At 64.8% G+C, this 20,719-nt stretch carries 23 protein-coding genes; 4 read left to right on the top strand and 19 right to left on the bottom strand.

The features are described from left to right. Positions 1-50: 50 nt before the first annotated feature. The 12 genes from MNR02_RS16300 to MNR02_RS16245 all read right to left on the bottom strand — a co-directional run bounded on the left by MNR02_RS16300 (position 51) and on the right by MNR02_RS16245 (position 11,829). The gene (locus tag MNR02_RS16300; RefSeq protein ID WP_241947518.1) at positions 51-695 is read right to left on the bottom strand and encodes a 5'-methylthioadenosine/S-adenosylhomocysteine nucleosidase; all 645 of its coding nucleotides are present in this window, start codon (positions 693-695) and stop codon (positions 51-53) included. Then, on the bottom strand, positions 692-1,141 hold the full coding sequence (locus tag MNR02_RS16295) for a PaaI family thioesterase (RefSeq protein ID WP_241599633.1): 450 nt from the start codon (positions 1,139-1,141) through the stop codon (positions 692-694). The genes MNR02_RS16300 and MNR02_RS16295 overlap by 4 nt, the downstream gene beginning before the upstream one ends. A gap of 96 nt (positions 1,142-1,237) precedes the next feature. Beyond that, complete coding sequence (locus tag MNR02_RS16290; RefSeq protein ID WP_241947517.1) at positions 1,238-1,693, bottom strand: TspO/MBR family protein; 456 nt, start codon at positions 1,691-1,693, stop codon at positions 1,238-1,240. Between the two features lie 42 nt (positions 1,694-1,735). Next, complete coding sequence (locus MNR02_RS16285) at positions 1,736-2,839, bottom strand: DUF1513 domain-containing protein (RefSeq protein WP_241947516.1); 1,104 nt, start codon at positions 2,837-2,839, stop codon at positions 1,736-1,738. Further along, positions 2,839-3,966 (bottom strand): imelysin family protein, encoded by a 1,128-nt coding sequence (locus MNR02_RS16280; RefSeq protein WP_241947515.1) that lies wholly within the window; start codon positions 3,964-3,966, stop codon positions 2,839-2,841. Before MNR02_RS16280 ends, MNR02_RS16285 begins: the two co-directional genes overlap by 1 nt. Then, positions 3,966-5,501 carry a di-heme oxidoredictase family protein gene (locus tag MNR02_RS16275; RefSeq protein ID WP_241947514.1) on the bottom strand — a complete coding sequence of 512 codons (1,536 nt, stop codon included), beginning with the start codon at positions 5,499-5,501 and terminating at the stop codon, positions 3,966-3,968. The genes MNR02_RS16280 and MNR02_RS16275 overlap by 1 nt, the downstream gene beginning before the upstream one ends. A gap of 48 nt (positions 5,502-5,549) precedes the next feature. Continuing rightward, positions 5,550-6,827: an imelysin family protein gene (locus MNR02_RS16270; RefSeq protein ID WP_241947513.1), complete on the bottom strand. Its 1,278-nt coding sequence runs from the start codon at positions 6,825-6,827 to the stop codon at positions 5,550-5,552. Positions 6,828-7,020: 193 nt separating this feature from the next. After that, complete coding sequence (locus MNR02_RS16265; RefSeq protein WP_241947512.1) at positions 7,021-8,310, bottom strand: RsmB/NOP family class I SAM-dependent RNA methyltransferase; 1,290 nt, start codon at positions 8,308-8,310, stop codon at positions 7,021-7,023. A 73-nt stretch (positions 8,311-8,383) separates the two neighbouring features. After that, positions 8,384-8,746, bottom strand: a complete 363-nt coding sequence (locus MNR02_RS16260; RefSeq protein WP_134648136.1) for a septal ring lytic transglycosylase RlpA family protein — start codon at positions 8,744-8,746, stop codon at positions 8,384-8,386. Positions 8,747-9,108: 362 nt separating this feature from the next. Beyond that, on the bottom strand, positions 9,109-9,984 hold the full coding sequence (locus MNR02_RS16255) for an SDR family oxidoreductase (protein ID WP_241947511.1): 876 nt from the start codon (positions 9,982-9,984) through the stop codon (positions 9,109-9,111). Continuing rightward, positions 9,981-11,126: a tRNA epoxyqueuosine(34) reductase QueG gene (gene queG, locus MNR02_RS16250; protein WP_241947510.1), complete on the bottom strand. Its 1,146-nt coding sequence runs from the start codon at positions 11,124-11,126 to the stop codon at positions 9,981-9,983. The genes MNR02_RS16255 and queG overlap by 4 nt, the downstream gene beginning before the upstream one ends. A 10-nt stretch (positions 11,127-11,136) precedes the next feature. Next, positions 11,137-11,829: a glutathione S-transferase family protein gene (locus tag MNR02_RS16245; RefSeq protein ID WP_241599652.1), complete on the bottom strand. Its 693-nt coding sequence runs from the start codon at positions 11,827-11,829 to the stop codon at positions 11,137-11,139. A gap of 189 nt (positions 11,830-12,018) precedes the next feature. Between MNR02_RS16245 and MNR02_RS16240 the strand changes: the two genes are divergently transcribed. Continuing rightward, a complete protein-coding gene (locus MNR02_RS16240) occupies positions 12,019-12,825 on the top strand; it encodes an undecaprenyl-diphosphate phosphatase (RefSeq protein ID WP_241947509.1) in 807 nt (268 codons plus the stop codon). Between the two features lie 39 nt (positions 12,826-12,864). Here the strand turns inward: MNR02_RS16240 and MNR02_RS16235 are convergent, their stop codons facing one another. From MNR02_RS16235 to dnaN, 7 genes are all read right to left on the bottom strand, one after another. Continuing rightward, positions 12,865-13,014 (bottom strand): hypothetical protein, encoded by a 150-nt coding sequence (locus MNR02_RS16235; RefSeq protein WP_241599656.1) that lies wholly within the window; start codon positions 13,012-13,014, stop codon positions 12,865-12,867. Positions 13,015-13,266: 252 nt separating this feature from the next. Further along, on the bottom strand, positions 13,267-14,247 hold the full coding sequence (locus MNR02_RS16230) for a complex I NDUFA9 subunit family protein (protein ID WP_241947508.1): 981 nt from the start codon (positions 14,245-14,247) through the stop codon (positions 13,267-13,269). A 120-nt stretch (positions 14,248-14,367) separates the two neighbouring features. After that, positions 14,368-14,655: a DUF1330 domain-containing protein gene (locus MNR02_RS16225; protein ID WP_241947507.1), complete on the bottom strand. Its 288-nt coding sequence runs from the start codon at positions 14,653-14,655 to the stop codon at positions 14,368-14,370. 16 nt (positions 14,656-14,671) lie between these two features. Then, positions 14,672-15,370, bottom strand: a complete 699-nt coding sequence (pyrF, locus tag MNR02_RS16220; RefSeq protein WP_241948902.1) for an orotidine-5'-phosphate decarboxylase — start codon at positions 15,368-15,370, stop codon at positions 14,672-14,674. 2 nt (positions 15,371-15,372) lie between these two features. Continuing rightward, on the bottom strand, positions 15,373-15,954 hold the full coding sequence (locus MNR02_RS16215) for a histidine phosphatase family protein (RefSeq protein WP_241947506.1): 582 nt from the start codon (positions 15,952-15,954) through the stop codon (positions 15,373-15,375). Between the two features lie 10 nt (positions 15,955-15,964). Next, positions 15,965-16,567: a phospholipid N-methyltransferase PmtA gene (gene pmtA, locus MNR02_RS16210; protein WP_241600660.1), complete on the bottom strand. Its 603-nt coding sequence runs from the start codon at positions 16,565-16,567 to the stop codon at positions 15,965-15,967. A 207-nt stretch (positions 16,568-16,774) separates the two neighbouring features. Continuing rightward, a complete protein-coding gene (gene dnaN, locus MNR02_RS16205; protein ID WP_241947505.1) occupies positions 16,775-17,893 on the bottom strand; it encodes a DNA polymerase III subunit beta in 1,119 nt (372 codons plus the stop codon). Positions 17,894-18,127: 234 nt separating this feature from the next. On the opposite strand from dnaN, the gene rsmI reads away from it, so the two are divergent. From rsmI to MNR02_RS16190, 3 genes are all read left to right on the top strand, one after another. Further along, positions 18,128-19,054 carry a 16S rRNA (cytidine(1402)-2'-O)-methyltransferase gene (gene rsmI / locus MNR02_RS16200; protein ID WP_241947504.1) on the top strand — a complete coding sequence of 309 codons (927 nt, stop codon included), beginning with the start codon at positions 18,128-18,130 and terminating at the stop codon, positions 19,052-19,054. Continuing rightward, on the top strand, positions 19,044-19,412 hold the full coding sequence (locus MNR02_RS16195) for a YraN family protein (RefSeq protein ID WP_241947503.1): 369 nt from the start codon (positions 19,044-19,046) through the stop codon (positions 19,410-19,412). Before rsmI ends, MNR02_RS16195 begins: the two co-directional genes overlap by 11 nt. 145 nt (positions 19,413-19,557) lie before the next feature. After that, positions 19,558-20,631, top strand: a complete 1,074-nt coding sequence (locus tag MNR02_RS16190) for a linear amide C-N hydrolase (protein ID WP_241947502.1) — start codon at positions 19,558-19,560, stop codon at positions 20,629-20,631. Positions 20,632-20,719 lie beyond the last annotated feature (88 nt).

Raw genomic sequence — 20,719 nt, 5'->3', positions numbered from 1 at the left:
AGCCTTTAATGAATATCCGTGCGACACGCAACCGGGGACAGGCCGGATTTTCAGCCTTTCAGCACGATCGTACCGTCGCGCAACGACGCTTCCAGCCGGTCGACCGCCGCCGCGAGCTTTTCGTCGATGACGCCGAGATACTGCGTCCAGTCGCCGATATGGCTGAGTTCGGTCTTGCCGTCGGAAATGCCGCGCAGGCCGATGAGCCTTACGCCGAAGGCCTGGCAGGCGCGCAGCGACGCATAGGTTTCCATCTCCACCATATCGGCGTCGATGGCCGCATAGGCCGCGCCCGAGACGATATTGGCGCCGGTGGAAAGCCGTGCCTCGGCAATGCCGGGAATGCGCGCGGGAAGCGCCACTTCCGCCGGCAGCGCGAGAAAGGGCGTGGCACCCTTGGTGAAGCCGATGGCCGAGGCATCCATGTCGCGATAGGAAACCGAGGTCGCCTGGTAGATGCCGGTCTGTTCCAGCGTGGCCGAGCCGGCCGAGCCGAGAGAGACGACGAAATCGGGCAGGCGAGCCTCGGCCTCGAGATGGCCGAGCGCCAGCGTCAGCTGCACGGCGGCCTCGACGGGGCCGACACCGGTCAAAAGCGGCGTGATGCGCGATTTCAGATGCGGGCCGTATTCGGCATCCACGGCCATGACATAGAGAACACGATGATTGCCGACCGACTTGAGAGTGACGCTCATCCCGCGACGTCCTCGCGCCCGCGCACCACCATCATGGTGCCTGTCATGGAGGCGATGAGCTTAGCCGGGCCGTCGGACACGGCGTAGCCGCGCCCGTCGGCGACGATGATGTTGGAGCCGGGCTTGGTGACCTCGCCGCGGAACAGGAAGCGCTCTCCGCGTCCCGGCGACATCAGGTTGACCTTGAATTCGATGGTGAGGATCGAGGCATCGGGGTCGATGACGGAATAGGCGGCATACCCGCAGGCCGTGTCGAGCGCGGCGGAAATGATGCCGGCATGCAGGAAGCCGTGCTGCTGCGTCAGTTTCTCGTCGAAGGGAAGCTCGATTTCCACCGTGCCGTGGGAAACGCGGGTAAGTTCCGCGCCGATCAGGCGCATGGCGGCCTGACGTTCGAAACTCCTGGCGATGCGGTCGGCGAAACCCGACGGAGGAAAGCCTGTCATGATACTCACACGGTTGCCGGCGCGCCGGCCGAAAGCGGGACAGGCGGAGGTTTGCATGGCCGATGCTGCACTGCAAGCGTCATGATGGGACGCATGTCAGTTCAGCATGACGATTGCGGTGTTGAGTGCCGTCGCGAAGGCGACCCAGGCGAGGTAGGGCACGAAGAGCAGGGATGCCGTGCGATCCTGCCGCCAGGAGGCGACCATGAAGCCGATGACGGCGACCAGCAGGCCGAGAATGACGATGAGCGCGGAGGAGGGATCGCGCCAGCCGAAGAACAGCGGCGACCAGGCGAAGTTCAGGATGAGCTGGGCAAACCACAGCCGCATCGCCATCGTACCGCGGAAGGAAAGCCATGTCCGCGCCCCGACCACGCCGATGATGACGTAGAGGATGCTCCAGACCGGCGCGAAGACCCAGTTGGGCGGGTTGAACGACGGCTTGGCGAGGGATTGATACCATTCGCCGGGCACGTTGTTGGCGCCGATGAGAAGGCCGCCGCCGAGAACGACGACGATGAAGACGAGATAGGTCAGGGTCTTGTTGCTCATGGTGCGCAAATTAGGGCGTTGCAGGGGATCGTCCAGACGGTTTCAGTGGTTGGCCAAGAGTTTTGCGATGTGCTGGTCCCAAGCCACGGGCTCGCGCCGCCCGGCAAAGCGGCCGTCATAGGAGGAGACGGCAAAACCGTGCGGTGCCGCGGCAATGCCGGCCGCGTCCGTGAGGGCGTCGTCCCTGATAATCCGGCCGCTCTCGGCCTCCAGCACGACGAAGCGCCCGCCGTTGGGTGAGGTGAGGCCGACAAGCCCTTCGCTTCGGTTGACGGCGATGGCGCCGACATAATTGGCAAGCCCGATGGTCGTTTCGGCCGGCAGCGACAGGAAGGTCAGGTCCTCGCCCTTGCCAAAATGGCCGACGAGCGGCGGCAGGTCGTTGCGTGGCCCCTCATACTGGCACGCAAACCAGATCCGTCCCTTGTCGTCGAGATCGATGTGGCGGGTGGAAAGCTGGCGCAGCTTTTCCGGCAGGGCATGGCGTTCGACGAGCGCGCCGGTTGCCGCATCGATCAGCGCGAGCGAGGGCTCCATATGGTCGAGATTGAGCTTGGTGCGGCCGAAATCCGGGTGGGTCTCGATGCCGCCATTGGCGGCGATCAACAGTTTGCCGTCGTCACTGACCGACAGATCATGGGTGCCGATGCCGTAGGTCTGGTATTCGCCGATGCGGCGATAGCCGTCGCGGGCATCGTAAAGGCCGATGACGCCGCGGCGGTTGTCGAAATCGTTCTCGCTGGCATAGAGCAGCCGTCCGTCAGGCGAAAAGCAGCCGTGGCCGAAGAAATGCCGGTCCTCGGCGGCGGCGATGGTGACGGGTTCCGCACTGCCGGTGCGGTCGATCACCAGCGCGAAAGTGCCGGGCCGTCGCGCGAAAGCGACGAGGTGGCCGGTCAGGGGCGAGAAGGCCATGCCGTGGCTGCGAGCGGGAAGCGGCGTGCGATCAATGACGGTGCCGTCCTCGGCAAGCACGGCGATGCCGAACGTTCCGTCACGGTCGCGGTAACCGGAAGCGAAGACTGCATCGGTGCGCGACAGGGCGAAGGACGGGCGCGGCGCAAGCGCTGCGACGAAGCCCACGCCCGCCATGCGCAGGAAGGCGCGGCGCTCGATTGCCCCACTTGGCCGGCCCGCCGCGCGCATCAGTCGCCGTCCGCGAAGGAGAAGCCTGCGCCCAGCCCCATGGCCGTGCCGTATTCGCCGTTCAGCCGCTCGATCAGGTCACGCGAGTTGACGAGCAGGAAGGCGATCTTCTGCTGCTCCTCGGGCGTCGACACCGCCTTTTCGATATCGGTATCGATGGTCGGCGTGACGCGTGCCAGCGCTTTCAGCACGAAATCGATATTGCCGCCGATGGAAACGAAGCTGGGATCGATGAGGCCCGCCATGCCCGACGTGTCGAACAGGGCGCGCAGGCCCTCGATATTGGCCCCGATCGACACCCAGGTGTTGCCGGAGCGCCAGAACAGCGCCGACTTCGGGCGCGCGATGCCGCCGTGCCGGTAGAAGGTCTCGATTCGCTGGTCGCGCACGGCTTCTGCGCCATGCACGAGGATGCCGAGCAGCGCCGTCATCGCCTCGCGGCCGGTGCGGAAGACCGGGTTCTGCGGGCCGGGATGTTTCCAGTGCTGCTGCACGCCGTCGGGTGCGTCCCAGGCGGCGACGAGCTGCCCCGCCGTCTTCTCGATATGGCTGGCGACGGCGGCGGCATAACGGCAGCGGAAGCTTTCCGGCCCGGTCATCAGCGCGTCCGCGCCCGTGCCGTAAAGGGCGAATTCCAGCGCGCCGAAGCCCTGGATGGCGACGCTTCTGGCGCCCATCGTCGCGGCGTCGGCATCCGCGGGGTCCTGCTTTTGAAGAAGCGCCTGCACCTGCTTGAGGCCGGTGCTCTTGCGGTCGGGGTAAAACAGGATGCGTTCGAAGCGGTTGTCGTCGAGCACCGGACCGATGCGCACGATCTCGATACGGCCCCATTCGGCGACGGCTTGCCGAAATGCGGTATCGACCGCCTGCCGCGTCTCGGCGGATGGGGCCGCGCAGAAGGCGTCGGTCGCCTTGGCGAGCGCGCCGGCAGAGGCGTGGAAGGCACGGTAGCCGGGGCGGATGACCTCATCCACGGCCTTGGTCATCACGCCGACGACATTCTCATCGGTGAGATCAGGCGGCACGGGGGCGGTGCCCTCCTGCGCCAGCGCCGGAAGCGTGGCCGACAAAAGAAGACCGCCCGCAAGCATGGGCAGGAGGCGGGCAAGGGACAGGCGCCGGGTCATCAGAGGCTCTCCAGGAAGGTAAGAAGGGCGTCGCGGTCGTGTTTTTCCAGCGCGGCGAAGCGGTCGCGCGCCGCCTGGGCCTCCCCGCCGTGCCAGAGAATGGCCTCGGTGAGGTTGCGGGCGCGCCCGTCATGCAGGAAGAACGTATGACCGTTGACGGTTTTTGTAAGGCCGATGCCCCAGAGCGGCGGCGTGCGCCAGTCGCGGCCTGTTGCAACCCCGACAGCCTGCCCGTCGGCAAGGCCTTCGCCCATGTCGTGCAGCAGGAAATCGGAATAGGGCCAGATCAGCTGGAAGGCATGCGCCTTGTTGTCGGCATCGCGCCGCGTCACGAATTTGGGGTGGTGGCAGGACACGCAACCCGTCTCGTAAAAGACGCGCTTACCCGCCAGCGTTTCGGGGAAACTCGCCTTGCGCCGGGCGGGGACGGCGAGGTTTTCGGCATAGAAGGTGACGAGGTCCATGATCGGCGGCGGCGCTTCCACGTCGCCAAGCCGCGGCTGAACGCCGTTCGGCCGTTCCAGGCAGGCGGTTTGCGCTAGCGTGCAATCGCCCTGGTGCAAGGGCACCTCCGGCGTCGATATGCCGATATCGAAGGCGAAGGCTTCCGCGCTCTGCCGGCGCACGGTGGCGGACTGTGCCTTCCAGCCGAAACGCCCGAGCGCCTGCTTGCCGGTTGCGGGATCGATAGCGATGGCCGCGCGGCCGCGGATGCCGTCGCCGTTCGCATCGTCAGGATCGGCAAGCGCGCGAATATCGGCCTCGTGGATCGCCTGGATCAGCCCGAGGCCGAGCATCGGCTGCGTAACGCGCGGTGAAAGCGTCGTGGCCGGGTCGAGGTCGCCATAGGCGAGGTCGGTGACGGAATAGTGCGGCCGTCGCAGCATGACGACCTCGCCGCCGGCAAGCGTTACCGGCTGCTCGGTATAGGTGACGGCCATGCGGCCCTCGGCCTTGAGGCCCGGCACGGCCTGATCCTGCAGCTGGCGCCCGTAGACCGGGTCGGGCAGGCTCATCTGGCTGAAACTGTCGAGAGCCGCCTTTTCGTCTTCCGTGCGCGCCGGGCGGGCAAGCCGCAGGAACATGGAGGTGGCGTCGGCCGCGCCTTCCGGCGGATGGCCACGGCCATCGCGGATATGGCAGGTCTGGCAGGAGCGCGCATTGTAGAGCGGGCCGAGCCCGTCGGACGCCTGCGTGGAGGACGGCGAGGACACCCAGAGCTTCTGGAACAGCGCGTTGCCGAGCTTGAAGCTCTCCCGCTCTTCAAAAGTGATGTTTTCGGAAAAATGCGAGAAGCTGTTGATGTCGGTTCGCGCAAGCGACGTCGCAGCCCCGCCGGACATCGCCTCGTACTGCTCCGCCTTGGAAAAATCGGTGGCCAGCGCGGTCGCGGCCTCCACGCGCTTTTGGTCTTTCGCAGAGAGATCGTCACGGGCGCGGCCGGAGGAGTGGGCCGTTCCAAGCGCAAAAACGCCCGCCGACACGGCAACCGCGGCGCAAACCGCGAGCAGACGGCGGGCAGGGCGTTTCGTCATGCGTGAAATCGGGCCGCAATCCACGGGGACGGCGGCCCGCCTTCTTTCTTATTTGAAGACAGCGTTAGGATTATCCAGGCTGTCGGAGCCTTCAAGCTCGATCTTGCCGAGATCGAGCGACGCAACGACGCGCTCGATCGTCTTGGTCTGGTCGACCAGCGTATCGATGGCGGTCTGCACGACCTTGTTGCCCTCGGCATTGCCCTCGCCGATCATCTGGTCATAGGCCTCGCCGCCTTCCGCGCGGTCCACCAGCGCCTTGAAGGCTGCATGACTGGCGTCCAGCTTCTCGTTCATCTCCTTGTCGAGTGCCGCGTCCTTTTCGGCGACGAGCTCGTGCAGCGACGGGCCCGTCATCTTGGTGCCGTCAGGGCGGGTATATTCGCCCGTATAGACGGTCTGGATGCCGACGACGTCATAGTAATGCGAGTTGTGCGTGTTGTCGGAGAAGCAATCGTGTTCTTCTTCCGGATCGTGCAGCAGGAGGCCGAGCTTCATGCGCTCGCCGGCAAGCTCGCCATAGGAGAGGGAGCCCATGCCGGTCAGCATGGCGGTGATGCCGGCCTTCGGATCCGCGGTCACGTTCTTGGTGGCGTCGCCTTCCGGCGCCCAGGCGGCGACCATTTCCTGCAGGTCGGTGACGAGCAGCGAGGAGGCGGCCTTCAGGTAGGCGGCGCGGCGGTCGCAATTGCCGTTGGTGCAATTGGCCGTGTCATAGTCGCTGGCCTGGCGGTTGCCCGCACCCGGACCGGTGCCGTTCAGATCCTGGCCCCATAGCAGGAATTCGATGGCGTGGTAGCCGGTCGCCACGTTCGCCTCGACTTCGCCGGCCTCGTGCAGTTCCTGCAGGACTTCGGGCGTGATGGTCGTGGCGTCGATGGCCTTGCCGGCGATCTCGAGCTTCGGATTGGCAATGACATTGCCGACGAACAGCGCGTTCGTGTCGCTCTCGGTGCCGTAGCTCGGGTCGACATAATCGATCAGGCCTTCATCGAGCGGCCAGGCGTTGACCTTGCCTTCCCACTCGTCGACGAGCGGGTTGCCGAAGCGGTAGGCTTCCGTCTGCTGGTAGGGCACGCGGGCCTTGAGCCATGCCTCGCGCGCGGCCTTCAGCGTTTCGTCGCTCGGCTTGGCGATCAGCGCGTCGACGGCGGCGTCGAGCGCCTTTGCGGCATCGAGCGAGTCCGAGAATTTCGCATGCGCGATCTCGGCATAATGCTTGACGATGGCGGCCGGATCGGCAGCCGCATGCGCCGTGCCGATGGCAAGGCCGGATGTCGCGGTGGCGAGTGCAAAGACGGCCGCGCGAAGGAAGGAAGTGGTCATGACGTCTCCTGGTGTCCTGTTTGGCGTGTCCCCCGACGCCGGACAGCAGCCGATGGCCGCAGTCCGGACGGCCCGTAAAGCCGGGGCCGGGTCTGTTCAGGCCAGCATGTCATGGACCAAATAAAAACTTGTGTCAAAGTGTATAGTTTAGAACGGTTTCAAGCTGTTCCGCGCTTTTGACACAACGCAAACGTCAGCGCTTGCGCGCCATGGCGCAGAAGAAGAAACCGTCCGTGTCGGTGGTCGCCGGCGTGAGCGTCACCGTCCTGCCGTCGCGCGAGCGGGGCTGCGGCTTGTCCTTGCCGAAAAGCGTGCCCCAGGTCTCGGTGGCCGGCAGGATTTCGAAGCCGGGATGGTCTTCGCAGAAGCCGTTTACCTGCTCTTCGTTCTCCTGCGGCAGGATGGAACAGGTGACGTAGAACAGGAAGCCGCCCGGCCGCACGAAGGCGCTGGCATTGGCAAGCGCCTCCCGCTGCTGGGCAAGGCGCTCCTCAAGATTCTTTTCCGTGAGACGCCACTTGGTATCGGGGCGGCGGCGCCAGGTGCCGGTGCCCGTGCACGGCGCATCGACCAGCACGCGGTCGAAGCGTTCCTTCAGCGGCATGAGGCTGGAAAGGTCCTCGTGGACCTGGACATTACGGGTGCCGGCACGCTTCAGCCGCTCGATGATCGGGGCGAGGCGCTTGCGGTCCGTGTCATAGGCATGGACCTGGCCCTTGTTGTGCATGGCAGCCGCCATGGCGAGCGTCTTGCCACCGCCGCCGGCGCAGAAATCGAGCACCTGCTCGCCTTCGCGCGGCACGGCGAGATCGGCAACGATCTGCGAGCCCTCGTCCTGCACCTCGAACCACCCCTTCTGGAAGGCGAGGTCGGCGGTGACATTGGGCAGGCGCGATGCGCCCTCACCGGCGGGAATGCGCACGCCCTGGCGGGCGATGGCGGAGGCGACGGCACCGTTGCGTTCCAGCGCCTTCAGCACCTTGTCGCGGTCCGCCTTGAGGGTATTGGCGCGAAGATCGAGGGTCGGCCGACCCGCCAGCGCCTTGGCCTCATCCAGCCAGTCGCTTCCGAAATTCGTCTCGAAGGCGGGCTGGATCCATTCGGGGATGTCGCCCTGAACGTGGGGCGCGGCATCGTCGAGATTGCGGGAACGGAAGGCGGCGAGCTTTTCCTCGCCCAGCGGTTCCGGCGCGAAGCGGTCGCCGTCGAATTCCGCGGCAAGGGTTTCGGGCGTGAGGCTCCACTGGCGCAGCAGAACGGCATGACCCAGCGCATTCGGGCTGTCATCGTCCATCAGATAGGCGTGCGACAGTTTCATGCGCAGCGCGTCATAGACGATATTGCCGATGGCGGCGCGGTCGCCGGAGCCTGCGAACCGATGGGAGAGGCCCCAGTCCTTGAGCGCATCTGCGACGGGGCGTCGCCGCGTCTCGATATCCGTCAGAACCTCGATGGCTCCCGAGAGCCGCCCACCCAATCGCATCCGTTTACTCCGTTTTGCGTCGTGGTAGCGGCGGAATGCAGCAAGAGCAAGCCGGAGCCGACAGAATTCAAGATCAGCCGATGACCTCGTAGCAGATCTTGGCATGGCCGGAGCGGATCATGCCGATGTTGGAAGCGGCGGCCTTGGAGAGATCGAGAACACGGCCGCGGATGAACGGGCCGCGATCATTGATGCGCACGACGACACTCTTGCCGTTGTTGGCGTTTGTGACCTTGACCTTGGTACCGAAGCGCAGGCTGCGATGGGCGGCCGTCATGAGGTTGGGGTTCATGCGCTCTCCGGAGGCCGTGCGCGAGTGCAGCGCATACCAGGAGGCGCGGCCACAACCGGCGGCCTGCGCATCGGAGAACGACACGAAGGAAGAGGAAGCGGCGACAAGCGCGGCAATGGCGATGCTGGAGAGCTTGGACGTCATATATCGATGGACCTTCAGGGCAGGTTGTAGGCTTTCGCTGTGATTGGCGCCCTATGAGGAAGCAAAAATGGCGAAAACGTGCCTCAACCCGCCACACTTGCTGTCGCAAGCCCGCAGGATATACAGTCCATCGCCCGCGATGGATTTTTAACCTTGGTTAATGAGGTGGGAAAAGTTCTTTCGAATCAGTCGATAAACTGTCTCTACCTGAAAAGCGGAATGGTCTTCCGGCATTAGTGCAATTTTTCGGAAAAAACTTTCAATGTCGGCCGGAATTGCACAGGAATTCGGCGGCAATAATGTGGCAGATAAATTTTAGGTTGTATTAAATCGCAAAAGACAGCGCCAGCCGCCTCCCGCCCTCAACCGCGCCAGCGGCCGGAGGAATAGAGTTCGGCGAGCGAAAGGCGGTAGTTCGGATACTTGAAACCGAAGCCCGCCGCGCGCAGTTTCGCATTCGAAACCCGCTTGTTCTCCCCGTAGAAAGACCGAGCCATGGGAGAAAGTTCCGCCGTCTCGAAGGGAATATCCGGCGGTATGGGGTAGCCCATCAGGCGGGCGGCTTCCGCCACCACGTCCTGCGGCGGGCCGGGCTCGTCGTCAGTGATGTTCCAGACGCCGCCGAGGCTCCGGTCTGCCAGGAAGAGCGCTGAGCCGCCGATATCCTCGACGCGGATACGGTTGAACACCTGGTCCTTCTTGATGAGGCGGCGGGCGGTGCCGTCCTCCATGTTGCGCAGCGCGTTGCGGCCCGGTCCGTAGATGCCGGAAAGACGCAGCACTGCGACGGGAAGGCCGGAGACCTGGCCGTAGGCGAGCCAGTGGTTCTCCGCTTCGACACGCTCGATGGAACGGGCGGAGACAGGGTTCAGCGGCGTGTCCTCGTCAACCCAGGCGCCCTTGTGATCGCCATAGACGCCGACGGTGGAGAGATAGCCGGCCCATGCGAGCTTGGGCATCAATGTGGAAAGCGCAGGGCTTCCGGCGCGAAAGAGCGGGTCGCCGTCCCTGCCGGGGGCGATGGACTGCACGACATGCGTGGTGCGCGCCATGGCGGCGAGGAGCGCGTCGGACAGGTCGTTGCCGTCATAGACGATCGGCTCGATGCCGAGTGCGCGAAGGCTTTGCGCCTTCTCCTCAGAGCGGGTGGTGCCGGAAACCGTATAGCCGGCCGACCTGAAGGTTTCGCCGATGGCCTTGCCGGAAAAGCCGGCACCGAGGATCAGGAGGTGCTTCAACGCGTGTCTGCCTTTGCTCTTTCATATTCCGCGCGCACGTCCTCGTCCGCGTCTTCCACCCTTCCTGCCGCAAATTTTGCGAATTCGCCAGCATCCATCAGCCGGGAAAGCGCCCATGCGGCCATGCCACGCACCATGGGCGCCGTATCGTCCGCCAGACGGATGCAAGACACGATCAGGCCGCGATCGCGCGAATTGCCGGCGGCGATCAGCGTGTTGCGCACGAAGCGGTCGCGGCCGATGCGCTTGACCGGCGAACCGGAGAAATGGCTGCGGAAGGCGGGATCATCCAGCGCGAGCAGATCGGCGATGGCGGGCGCCTTCAGCTCATCGCGCGCGACGAGCTTCATTTCCGCGGCCGCGGCCGCGAACTTGTTCCACGGGCAGGCGGCGAGGCAATCGTCGCAGCCATAGATGCGGTTGCCGATCTTCTCGCGCAGGTCGGGCGCAATCGTGCCCTTGTGCTCGATGGTGAGATAGGAGATGCAGCGCCGCGCATCGAGCTTGTAGGGCGCGGGAAAGGCATCCGTCGGGCAGGCATCGAGGCAGGCGCGACAGGAGCCGCAATGATCGCGCTCGGGCTCGTCGCGCAGGAGATCGGCGGTGGTGAAAAGGCTGCCGAGAAAGAGCCACGAGCCATGCGTGCGGCTGACGAGGTTCGTGTGCTTGCCCTGCCAGCCGAGCCCTGCGGCGGCGGCAAGCGGCTTTTCCATGACGGGCGCGGTATCGACGAAGACCTTGACATCCTTTCCGCCGCGCGCGGCAAAACGGGTTGCCACTTCCTTCAGCTTGCCCTTGATGATGTCGTGATAGTCACGGTTCTGGGCATAGACCGAGATCGCCGCCCTGTCCGGCATGGCAAGCACGGCGCGCGGATCGTGCGCCGGACCATAGTTCATGCCGAAAAGCACGATGGAACGAACGTCGTTCCACAGGACGCGCGGATCGGCACGGCGGGCTTGCGTCTCCGCCATCCAGTCCATGGTGCCGTGGTAGTCGGCGGCCAGGAAATCGGCAAGCCGGGCAGGTGCCTCGGGAATGGAATCGGGAGCGGTGATGCGACAGAGGTCAAACCCCTTGTCGGCCGCTTCCGCCTTGATGAAATCGGTCAGGCGGCGCCGGATCTTCTCGTCGCCCGACATGATCAGGTCCTCAGAAATCCAGGTCCGCGTAGTGCGAGACCGGGGTGACACCGCGCACGCGCTCGGCCAGCAGCGGCCGGAAGGAGGGGCGCGATTTCAGCCGCTGATACCAGTCTTTGGCCTGCGGCGCGTCTGCCCAGTTGATCTCGCCCATATAGTCGAGAACGGAAAGACAGGCCGCGGCGGCCAAATCAGCATAGGAGAGGCGATCGCCGGCCAGATAGGTGCGCGAGCCGGCCAGCCAGGACAGATATTTCATGTGCTGGCGGATATTGGCGCGCGAGTTGCGCAGGATCTTGCTGTCCGGCGGCCCGCCGCCCTGGTCGGACGTCATCTGGAGCTTGAAGATACGCTCGCGCACGAGGGGACGGGTGACGTCCTGCTCCATCTTCTGCAGGAACCATTCCGTGAGGCGGCGGATTTCCGCGCGCTGGAAGGGATCTTCCGCCAGCAGGCGACGGTCGCGCTTCAGAACGCCATGGGTCTCGTCGAGATATTCCGAGATGATGCTGGCGCCACAGAGCGCGCGCATGCTGTCATCGACATAGACGGGAAGCGTGCCGGCCGGATTGAGCGCCAGGAAGTCGCGCCGGTTCTCCCAGGGCTGTTCCTCGGCAAGCTCCGTCTGGAACCCGTATTCCGCAAGGATGAGGCGGACGAAGCGGGAGGCGGCAGACATCGGGTGATGATAGAGTGTTGGCATGAACGCGGCTTTTACTCATCGTGCGGAAAGGAATATGCCGGACCCGCCGACTCATGCGGAACTGATTTGGCCACGGCTGATTTGACGAACCTATAGAAATTTGGTGGTACAAACACAAGCGAATCGGGCCTCGTGCTGCACGCCCGCTTTCGCTTCTCGCCTTTCCTCCCAAAGACTCAAGGAAGTTTCATGGCAGACCAGTCCATCGTCAGCGCCCTCATCCTCGGCCTCATCGAGGGCCTGACCGAATTCATCCCGGTGTCTTCGACCGCCCATATCCTGCTTGCCGGACATTTTCTCGGCTTCAAGTCGCCGGGCAACACCTTCGCCGTGCTCATCCAGCTCGGTGCGATCCTCGCGATCCTGTCCGTCTACGCGGCGAAACTGTGGAAGATCGCCGTCGCGCTGCCGTCGAGCCCCGAGGCGCGGCGCTTCGTCATCAGCGTCCTCGTGGCCTTCCTGCCGGCGGTCGTCATCGGCATGGTCGCGCATGATTTCATCAAGACGGTGCTGTTCGAAACGCCCATGCTGATCTGCGTGGTGCTGATCGTCGGCGGCATCATCCTCTATGTCATCGACCGCATGCCGCTTCAGCCCCGCTATACGGATGCGATGAAATATCCGCCGTCGCTCGCCTTCAAGATCGGCCTTTGCCAGTGCCTGGCCATGATCCCCGGCACCTCGCGCTCGGGCGCCACCATTGCCGGCGCGCTGCTCATGGGCACGGACAAGCGCTCGGCCGCGGAATTCTCGTTCTTCCTGGCAATGCCCACCATGCTCGGCGCCTTCACGCTCGACCTCTACAAGAACCGGGACGCGCTGTCCTCCGACGACATCCTGATCATCGGTGTCGGCTTCATCGCCGCCTTCTTCGCCGGTCTCTTCGTCGTCCGCTCGCTGCTCGACTTCGTGTCGCGCCGCGGCTTCACGATCTTCGCCATCTGGCGGATCATCGTGGGAACGCTGGGCCTGATCGCCCTTCTGATCTGGGGTTGAAAGACCGGCTTCGGCCGGTCGCTCCAGACTGGCCGGAGCTTACTTGACCGACGCGGTCGTGCAGGGATCGACGCCATAAGCCGGCGTGCAGCCGTGCTTGCCGGCGGAAACCGTCGAGGGGGCGGCAAAGGATCCGGCCACGATGATCAGAGCCGAAAATCCGAAGAAGATTGCAATTGCCTTGCCCATTTGCGCCGAAAGCCTCTCGAGGTGCTGAAGTAAGCCGCACGCTGCTTTTCTGCAGGACGCGACGGGGGCGGTGTTTATTCTCTGACCCGGAGACAAGCAATATCGCGACATGCTGAATCCCGCGTAAATGCCGCAACGCTTTTTTTAACCGCTGCATAAGTGCAACAGCCGCCGCGAAGCCCCTTGCGGGAAAAGCAAAGGCCGCCGCGCGAGGCCTCGCGCAGCGGCCGTTTTCATGCGGGAAAGACAGGCTCAGGCGGTGCGGTCGAGGCGCGTGAACTGGCCCTGCTGGCGATAGCGCACGAGGTAGCTCGGCAGGATGGCTTCGACGAGCGCCGGCTCGATGCCAATGGCCTCCAGCGTGCGGCCTTCGCTGATGGCGGCCTGCGAAACGACGTTGTCGGAGCGCAGCAGAGTCACCTGATCGGAAGTCAGCGGCGGCTTCACGAAGGGCACCAGCGAGGCGATGGAGCCGATCAGCGATGCGACGCCGAAGGGAAGCGAGACGAAGGGGTTCTTGCGGTCCGTGATGCGCAGCATGGTCTCGAGACACTGGCGGAAGGTCAGGACCTCCGGGCCGCCGAGTTCATAGACGCGGCCGCGGGCGATCGTGCCATCGACGGAGCGGGCGACGGCCTCGGCGACATCGGCGACATACACCGGCTGAAGCTTCGTGTAGCCACCGCCGATCAAAGGCAGGACCGGCGAGAAGCGCGCCATGGTGGCGAACTTGTTGAAGAAGCCGTCCTCCGGACCGAAGACGATGGACGGGCGCAGGATGACGGCATCCGGAACCGCGCGCAGCACGGCAGCCTCGCCGCGCGCCTTGGTGCGGGAATAGCTGGAGGCGGATTTGTCATCGGCGCCGATGGCGGAGATGTGGGTCAGCGTGGCACCGGCCGCCCGGGTGGCCTCTGCGACGGCCCGCGCGCCGAAATCCTGGACCGCGTCGAAGGTGTTGCGGCCGCTTTCCAGCAGCAGGCCGACGCAGTTCACGACATGGTCGGAGCCGGCAACGGCGCGATCGACCGAAAGCCGGTAGCGCAGGTTCGCCTGGACGAAGGAGATCTGGCCGACGCCGCCGATCGGCTGAAGGAAACCGGCGAGATCGGGACGGCGCACGGCGACGCGGATGCGGTAGCCGCGGCGTGCCAGCGCGCGCACCACATGACGCCCGACGAAGCCCGAGCCGCCGAAGACGGTGACGAGCGGCGGAAGGTTGGACAAGGTCATGAGGCTGCTCCTGAGGAATAGGATCGGTAGGTGAGGCCTACATAGCCCAAAGCATCGGCAAGGTGAAGCGCGGCGAAGCGTCTCGCGCGCCGGTTTTTCAGGCGTCGGCCCGCAGGATGCTCACACGCCCTCGACGACGACCATCTCTGCGTCGGCCACTTCCTGCCGGATGGCGGCGGCGACCTGATACTCCGGCGAGTTGTAGCAGTCGACGGCGGCCTGAAGCGACGGGAACTCGATCACCACGTTGCGGGCACGCACCTGGCCTTCCAGCCGCTCGAAAGCACCGCCGCGGGCCAGAAAGTTGGCGCCGTACTTCTCGAAGGCCGGCTTTGCGGCGGCGACATAATCCTTGTAGCGCTCGGCGTCGCGAACATCGACCCGTGCAATCCAGTAACCCTTCGCCATGGTTCTCTCCCTGTGGTTATGCTGTCAGCGTGCCGTCCATCTCGGCAAGGATTGCCCGCGCGGCGGCGAGCGGATCGGCGGCCTTGACGATGGGGCGGGCGACGACGAGATGGCTGGAGCCGGCCTTCAGGGCATCGGCCGGCGTCATCACGCGCTTCTGGTCGCCAAGCTCGGCACCGGCCGGGCGGATGCCTGGCGTGACGATGGCCATGTCGGGGCCGACGATCTTGCGCACGGCGCGCGCTTCCTCGGCGGAACAGACAACACCGCCCATGCCGGCGACGCGGGCCTGTTCGGCGCGGCGTAGCACCAGCGTATGCGGATCGTATTCATAGCCGGCGTCGATGACGTCCTTGGCATCCATGGAGGTGAGCACGGTGACGCCCAGCAGGCAGAGGTCAGAGCCTTTCGCCGCGGCGACAGCGGCCGCCATCGCCTTCGGATAGGCGTGCAGGGTGAGCATGGACATGCCCATCCTGACGATGTTCTCGACGCCTTTGGCCACCGTGTTGTCGATGTCGAGAAGCTTCATGTCGAGGAAGACCTTCTTGCCGTCCTTGGCAAGGTCGCGGGCGAATTCCAGGCCGCCGGCAAAGACCAGCTGGTAGCCGATCTTGTAGAAGAGGGCGGTATCGCCCAATGTCCGGACCACCTTTTCCGCCTCCGCGATGGTCGGTACATCGAGGCCAACGATCAGGCGGTCGCGCGCGGACATGGTCAAAACCCTTTCCAAGATTCCATTGCCGTCCAGTCGCATGTGACGGTGCGGTCCGCAAGACGGAAAGCGAAAAGATTGCCGCCGCCGGCGAGCTGGTCGCCGTCGCGCGCAATCGGCCTGCCCTGGAGGTGGCATTTGAGCAGCGTGCCGACCCCGCCATGGCCGACGAAGGCGACGGGAACGGCGGGATCATGCCCGGCCAGTGTCCGTTCGACGGCGGCGACGATGCGGGCCTGCGCATCCACTGCCCGCTCCCAGCCTCTGAAGCTTTCCGCGGGATGCGCAAAGAACCAGTTTGCGGCGTTCTCGAAGGCGTCGGGCGGGAGGTAGCCGGTGGCGGAACGGTCGTTCTCGCCCATGGCGTGGTCCGTCTCGATCGTTACGCGTCCGGCGGAGAGGATTTCGGCCGTCTCGACGGCCTTGCGCTCGGTGCTCGCGGAAAAGCGGCCGATCTGCGCCGCCCAGCCGGAGGAGGCCGCAAGCCGCGCCCTCTCAAAGCCTCGTTCCGAAAGGCCCCAGTCGGGCACTGGCACGGCCGGGTCGATGGCGACCTGCGGATGGGTGATGTAGACGGCGAACACCGGCAGCGCCTTAGTGGGTGCGGCGGTAGGTCCACAGCTGCGCCGGCGGAATGTTGCGCACGACGAAGTCGAGATGGCTGATCTGGTAGCGGTCCGGCATGGCGACGACGGGGGAAAGCGGCCCGTAGGAAATCTGCACGACCGGCCGGCCGACGGGGATGCGCGACAGGAGGTCCTCGATCAGCTCGACGCGGCGGTGCATGGGGAAATTGAGCAGCGGCACGGCGGAAATGACGCTGTCGAAGGTCGTGTCCTTGAGGTCGCCAAGCGTCTTGTCGAGATCGAAGGCATCGCCGTTGATGAAATTGACGCCGTGGAAGCGTTCGACGAGGTAATTGTAGAAGTCCGTCGAGAACTCCACGGAAACCAGCTTTTCCGGGGCGATGCCCGCGCCGAGGATCGCCTTGGTGATGACGCCGGTGCCCGGGCCGAGCTCAAGGACAGGCAGGCCGGAGGCGGTGGAAACGACGCTCGCCATCCGCCGGGCTGTCACGGAAGAGGTCGGGATGATCGCGCCGACCGCCTTGGTGTTGCTCACCCAGCCTTTGAAGAAACGGATTTCGTCGTCGAATTTCTTGCCGAAGCGTTCCTTCACCTTCATGCGCAGCGTCATATCGTTCCCCTTCATGGTTCATCCGCAAGCCGCTGGTGGGTTATGCCCCCTCGACTCATCGGCCCGGCGAATATGCGACGCGGTTTGCGTCAAAAACAAGTCTGATTGCGTCGCTGTCAGGCGTTTCCGGGCAGGGCCCGGATAAAAAAGAAACCCGCCGGCAGGCAGCGGGTTCCGGAACGGTTTCCCAATGCCGCGCGAACGGTCCTAGACGCGCATAGGCATCAGAACATAGAGCGCGTCGTCGCCGGCGAGATCCCGCACGAGCGTCGGCGAGCCCGGATCGGCCAGCATGAACACGGCTTCCGAGCCCGAGAGCTGCGCGGTGATGTCGAGCAGGTACTTCGCGTTGAAGCCGATTTCGAGCGGATCGTTGTCGTAGCCGACCGCCAGCTCTTCCGTCGCACTTCCCGAATCCGGGTTGTTGACGGTGAGCGTCAGCTGGCCCTCGGCCAGCGCCAGCTTCACGGCGCGGCCGCGCTCCGACGAGATGGTGGAGACGCGGTCGACGGCCTGCGCGAAAGACTGGCAGTCGATCTTCAGTTCCTTGTCGTTGTTGGTCGGGATCACGCGCTGGTAATCCGGGAACGTGCCGTCGATCAGCTTGGAAGTCAGAACGATGGAGCCGATGGTGAAGCGGATCTTCGCATCGGACACCTCGACGGTGACCACGAGTTCGGGGTTGTCGACCAGCTTCTGCAACTCGCCGACCGTCTTGCGCGGGATGATGATGCCCGGCATGCCCTCGGAACCCGACGGCGCTTCCACGTCGGCGCGGGCCAGGCGGTGACCGTCAGTGGCGACGGCGCGCAGCTTCAGCTGGCCGGTGCTCTCGATCGTGTGGATGAAGATGCCGTTGAGGTAATAGCGGGTCTCCTCCGTCGAGATCGCGAACTGCGTGCGATCGATCAGCATCTTGAGATCCGTCGCCTTGAGGCGGAACGTATGCGAGAAGCTGCCGGCGGTGAGATCGGGGAAATCGGACTGCGGCAGGCACTGCAGCGAGAACTTCGAACGGCCCGATGTGACCGACATGGAAGAGCCGTCGGCATTGGTGGCGAGCGCGACTTCCGAACCGTCGGAGAGCTTGCGCACGATATCGTAGAGCAGGTGGGCCGGAACGGTGGTGGCGCCGGCCTGGTCGACCTGCGCCGGCGTTGCCTCGGTGATCTCGAGGTCGAGGTCCGTCGCCTTCATGTCGAGGCTGGCGCCATCGCAGCGCAGCAGAACGTTCGAGAGGATCGGGATCGTGTTGCGCCGCTCGACCACGCGATGAACGTGGTTCAACGACTTCAGGAGATTGGACCGCTCGAGAGTAATGCGCATGAACTGTACCGCTTTCGACCGCTGGCACGCCGGAAACCGGCGCGGCATTGCCTTGAAACTCCGGCCAGGCCGGAAAGATGGGACGGGCAAAATGGCAGAATTTCGCGGCGGATTGCAAGTGCTAACGGTGCGTGACACGCGATAGTCAACCGTCGTCTCTTGCGACTGTGCCGGCGCTCGCCCATAAGGAGTGAAATACGCGGCCGTTCACCCGGCCTGAAAGGCGAAGGATCGATGCGGGACGAAGGCGTGGCAGGCGGGTCGGGCGAAGGCGGCAGGACGTTCCGGCTGCACAATGCCGTGGTGCCCGCCCGGCCGCAGGAGCCGGCGCTCTATCTGGTCGCGACCCCCATCGGCAACCTCTCCGACATCACGCTGCGCGCGCTCGAAACGCTGGCCGGTGCCGATTTGCTCGCCTGTGAGGACACGCGCGTGACCCGTGTGCTGCTCGACCGTTACGGCATCGTCAACCGTCCCTATGCCTACCATGAATACAATGCCGACGAGGTCGGCCCGCGCCTGATCGCGGCGCTTGAGGCCGGCAAATCCGTGGCGCTGGTGTCGGATGCCGGCACGCCTCTGGTCTCCGATCCCGGTTATCGCCTGGCATTGCTCGCCATCGAGGCTGGCCATCGCGTCGTGCCGATCCCGGGTGCCTCGGCGCCGCTCGCCGCCCTTGTCGGCGCCGGTCTTCCGAACGATGCCTTCTTCTTCGCCGGTTTCCTGCCGTCGAAGGACAAGGCCCGGCGCGACCGGCTTGCCGAGCTTGCCGGCGTTCCCGCTACCCTTCTCTTCTTCGAATCGCCCCACCGCATTGCGGCCACGCTCGTGTCCGCCGCCGATGTGCTGGGGGACAGCCGGCCGGCCTGCGTCTGCCGTGAGCTGACAAAGACCTTCGAGGAATTCCGCCGCGGCACGTTGGGCGAGCTTGCCGCGCACTATGCGCAGGCGGGCGCAGTAAAGGGCGAGATCGTGCTGGTGATCGGCCCGCCGGGCGAGGCCGCCGCACCCGAGGCGGAGGATGTCGACCGGCTGCTCGCACAGCTCGTCAAGGACATGCCGGCCGGCAAGGCGGCGACCGAGGCGGCTCGCCAGACGGGCCTGCCGCGCCGCGATCTCTACCAGCGCCTGCTCGACCTGAAGGACGGCGATGCGCGATAGGCCGGCGGATCCGAACCGGCTCAAGGCCTTCCGCCGCGGGCATGTCTCGGAATATCTCGCCGCGCTCTATCTCCTCGCCAAGGGCTACCGCATCCGCGCCATCCGATACCGTACGAAGGCCGGAGAGATCGACATCATCGCCCGGCGCGGCGATCTGGTGGTCTGCGTGGAGGTCAAGGCACGCCGCGATGTCGACAGCGCCGTCTTTGCGGTTACCGGCACGGCCCAGCACCGTATCCGCGCGGCCAGCGACATCTGGCTCTCCCGCCAGCCCGATGCCCACCGCATTTCCGTGCGTTACGACATCGTTGCGGTGCAGCCGTGGCGGCTTCCAAAACACCTCGCGGATGCGTTCTGATCAAGGCGAAAAACCGACATGAACCGTGACGCATCCATCACGGGTCCGCCTTATAACAAGTCCAGTTCACGAGACGCCCGGGGGTTGCGCATTTGCGGCAGCGCGATAGCCTGTTTCCGCTTGCATGCCGAATGGGGAAAAAACCATGCGAAACACGATCCTGTACAGGGCGAGAACCGCCGTCCTTGCGCTTGCCGCGTCTTGCATGGCGCTGGCGCCTGTGGCGGAGGCCTGCACCCGCCTCGTCTATCTCGGGCCCGACGACAACGTCATCACCGCCCGCTCGATGGACTGGAAGCTCGACGTCGCCACCAATCTCTGGGCATTCCCGCGGGGCATGAAGCGCAACGGCGAGGTCGGGCCGAACTCCCTGGAATGGACCTCCCGCTACGGCAGCGTCATCGCGACGGGCTATGATGTCTCGACCACGGACGGAATGAACGAGCGTGGTCTCGTGGCCAACGTGCTGTGGCTGGTGGAATCGGAATATCCGAAGCCGGAGCCCGGCAAGCCGGGCCTCACCATCGCGGCCTGGGCGCAATATGTGCTCGATAATTTTGCCACCGTCGCGGAAGCCGTCGACGCGCTGGAAAAAGAGCCTTTCATCCTCATTTCGGACAACGTGCCGGGCGAGACGCGGTTGACGACACTGCATCTGTCGATGTCCGATGCGTCCGGTGACAGCGCCATCATCGAGTATATCGGCGGCAAACAGGTCATTCACCACGACCGCGCCTATCAGGTCATGACCAACTCGCCCGTCTTCGATCAGCAGCTGGCGCTCGATGCCTACTGGAAGCAGATCGGCGGCACGGTCATGCTGCCGGGTACCAACCGGGCGGCCGACCGCTTCGCCCGCGCCTCCTTCTATGTGAACGCCATTCCGAAGGCCGAGGATCCGAACCGCGCGCTGGCCAGCGTGTTCAGCGTCATCCGCAACGTGTCCGTTCCCTTCGGCATCACCACGCCGGAAGAGCCCAACATTTCTTCGACCCGCTGGCGGACGGTCGCCGATCACAGGCGCGGTCTCTATTTCTTCGAGTCCGCCGTCACGCCCAACACGTTCTGGGTCGATCTTCGCAAGATCGATTTCACGCCGCAGACGGGCAAGGTGCTGAAGCTCGATCTCGGCACGGATCAGGACCATACCTATTCCGGCGACGCCACCGCGGACTTCGTCCCGTCGGAGCCGTTCCGTTTCCTCGGCGTGGAGCCTTGATCTTATTCTTTTGGCGCGGATTTCGCCTCCGGCCGGCGTTGTCTTCGCGCCCGCGGCGTCCTAAATGTGTGCGGCATTTCTGAGGGGA

Source organism: Shinella sp. H4-D48 (genome assembly GCF_022637395.1).
Taxonomy (GTDB): Bacteria; Pseudomonadota; Alphaproteobacteria; order Rhizobiales; family Rhizobiaceae; genus Shinella; species Shinella sedimenti.
The sequence above is the reverse complement of the archived record's forward strand: the minus strand, read 5'-3'. Positions and strand labels throughout refer to the sequence as shown.